Below are 3,065 nucleotides of genomic sequence, written 5' to 3' on the forward strand. Positions count from 1 at the left end.
TGGTTTGAGGGGGAAGCATAGGACATTTATCCTTGGCATCACCACATAAAGTAATAACTAAATCTGAAGTGTTCAAATAATTTAGATCAATTAATTTAGAGTAGTGGCTACTAATATCTACTCCATCTTCAGCCATAACTTTAACAGCATTTAGATTTAACCCATGAGTTTCAATCCCTGCACTCTCGATTTGAAACTCATTTGCCGGCAATATTTTTTTTGCATATCCTTCAGCTATTTGACTGCGACAAGAATTTCCTGTACATAAAAAATAAATTTTTTTCATTCTAAACCACCTATAATTTTAATTTGTATAATACCATAAACTTAAATGCAATGCTTCCATCAACATAGGTGTATAAGTATTAAGGTCTTCTATGTAATTATAGACCTTTAACGCAATCATTTCTGAATTATTCAGCGGATAGATCAGTATATGAACGACCTTGATTGTGCATCTCAACAAGAGACTGCTTAAATTCTTTTTTTGTATCGAATCATATTAAAAAATGCTCCTATGCTATTAGTTTACAGGGCAGAAGAAAATCTGTCCGTAAATCTAGCATAAGAGCAATACTTTCCAACACCAAAAATTCTAGACCCGATTATTTTTGTTAAACGAGATTTCTATATATAATGGAATTATAAATTTACTGTTGGGGGTTTTTATGACTGATTTATTTGCAGATGAGACTATCTCTATCCATGGAGCTCAAGAAAATAACTTAAAGGATGTCAGTTTAGATATTCCTAAGCATAAAACGACTGTATTTGCTGGTCTTTCTGGGTCTGGTAAATCCTCTTTAGTTTTTGATACATTAGCCGCTGTTTCCCGACGTGAATTGAATGAAACTTTTCCTAGTTTCACCCAACAATATTTGCCTAAATACGGTCAACCTGAAGTGAACCGAATCGACAACTTACCAGTGGCAATTGTGGTTGAACAGAAGCCTATTGGTCGTAATTCTCGATCTACTCTGGCAACCTACACCGGCATCTATTCCGTCTTACGTTTGATGTTTTCTCGAATTGGACAGCCTTGGGTTGGGTATTCAGAATGGTTTTCCTTTAACCTACCTCAGGGAATGTGTCCAAAATGTCAGGGATTAGGCTTTGTTGACGACATAGATGAACGTCAATTAATTGATCCTAATAAATCACTCAATGAAGGTGCAATGACTTTTGCCGGTTTTCAACCGGGAACTTGGCGTTGGAAGGAATATGGCAACAGTGGATTATTTGATTTGGACAAAAAAATTAAAGACTACACCGATGAAGAATATGATTTATTCATGCACGCTCCGCAACAAAAATTAAAAAATCCACCAGCAAATTGGGGCCGTACGGCATTATATGAAGGACTAGTTCCACGTATGCTTCGCTCTGTTATTCATAGTGCCTCAGGTCGTCATCATGAAGCTGCCTTATCAAAGATTGTCACTCGAAAAACTTGCCCAGTATGTCATGGAACACGTCTGAACAAAAAGGCTCTAACTAGTAAAATTGCTGGCAAAAATATTGCAGAAGTCAGCGATATGGATTTAGTAAGTGTCCTAAAATTTTTGGATAATATCTCGGACCCCAAGGCTAAAACAATGGTGCGTGAACTACATAGTAAAGTTCAAGCTTTGGTCGACATCGGTTTAGGTTATCTTTCCCTTGGCCGTGGAACTGATACTCTATCTGGTGGAGAAGCTCAACGAATTAAAATTGCCAAATATTTGACGAGTTCCCTATCCGATTTAGTTTACGTACTCGATGAACCAAGTGTAGGACTCCATCCTCACGATATTAAATTAATTACCCAATCCTTAAAAAAGCTCAAGGAACATGGCAATACCATTATCCTAGTTGATCACAACCCTGCCATTATTTCGACAGCAGATTATGTCGTGGAAATGGGACCACAAGCCGGCAAAAATGGTGGTCAAGTAACTTTCACTGGTACCTACGACGAACTATTACGGTCAGATACGATTACGGGTAAAATGTTACGAGAAAAAATCACTTTCCCAAAGCCTCGTGAACCTCAATCTTGGCTAAATGTTAATCATGTAACTTCTCATAATTTAAAAGACGTATCTACCAGAATCCCTCAAGGTGTAATGACCGTGATATCTGGACCAGCAGGTTCTGGAAAAAGTACTTTAGTCCAAGCTTTCAAACAACAAGTTTCTGATCAAGACTATATTGATTTGAGTCAGGATTCTGTAGGTTTGAATATTCGTTCTACACCTGTAACTTACTTGAACATTTTAAATCCTCTACGAAAGCTTTTCAGTAAAGCCAACAATGGCGTTTCACCACAACTATTTAGTTATAACGGTAAAGGTGCTTGTCCCCGTTGCAAAGGTAAAGGTGTGATGATCACCGAGATGGCATTCATGGATCCAATCGTCCAAGAATGTGAGTTGTGTCATGGGAAACGTTATAGCCAAGAAGCACTACAATACACTTATCATGGCAAAGATATTTCTGAGGTTCTAAATCTTTCTATCAACGACACTTTAGAGTTTTTCAAAGATGTGCCAGATATCTACAAAAAGGTTAGTCTACTCCACCAAGTTGGACTTGGTTATTTAAATCTTAGCCAGTCGATGACCACTTTATCTGGTGGTGAAGTGCAACGTGTTAAGTTAGCAATGGAATTGAATCATACCGGCCGAATCTATTTCTTAGATGAACCAACAACCGGATTGCACTTACAGGATACTCAACAATTGATCGATTTATTTGAAGGATTGGTTGATAAGGGCAATACATTAATTCTGATTGAACATAATCTGAAATTAATTTCACGAGCCGATTGGTTAGTCGATATGGGACCCGATGCTGGTAAATTCGGCGGTCAAGTTTGTTTTGAAGGTCATCCAAAAGATAGCCTAAACGATAAAAACTCTCGGACTGGTGCTGCATTAGCAGCTATAATTTCTTAAAAGATTCAAAAAGATCACCTCATTTAAAGTGCAACACAAAAGTTAGACAAAATTGAATATTTTTAAACTGCTAAGGCATGTTCCCTGTATTCGCAGGGAGTCATGCCTTTTGTTTTCTGTGATATTCGT

Annotated in this window: 2 protein-coding genes; one reads left to right on the forward strand and one right to left on the reverse strand. The window is 37.5% G+C overall.

What is annotated here, in order from left to right:
* A partial coding sequence (locus FFM55_RS09190; protein WP_137600974.1) for an arsenate reductase/protein-tyrosine-phosphatase family protein occupies positions 1-286 on the reverse strand: 286 nt, incomplete at its 3' end.
* 382 nt (positions 287-668) lie between these two features.
* On the opposite strand from FFM55_RS09190, the gene FFM55_RS09195 reads away from it, so the two are divergent.
* On the forward strand, positions 669-2,936 hold the full coding sequence (locus FFM55_RS09195; protein ID WP_137600971.1) for an ATP-binding cassette domain-containing protein: 2,268 nt from the start codon (positions 669-671) through the stop codon (positions 2,934-2,936).
* The last annotated feature ends 129 nt before the right edge of the window (positions 2,937-3,065 follow it).

The sequence above is a fragment of the Weissella sagaensis genome, assembly GCF_005405285.1.
In the GTDB taxonomy this organism is placed as follows: Bacteria; Bacillota; Bacilli; order Lactobacillales; family Lactobacillaceae; genus Weissella; species Weissella sagaensis.

Excerpts from the sequence above, each read along its gene's own strand:
- FFM55_RS09195 (WP_137600971.1), top strand. The coding sequence starts at position 669 with ATGACTGATTTATTTGCAGATGAGACTATCTCTATCCATGGAGCTCAA.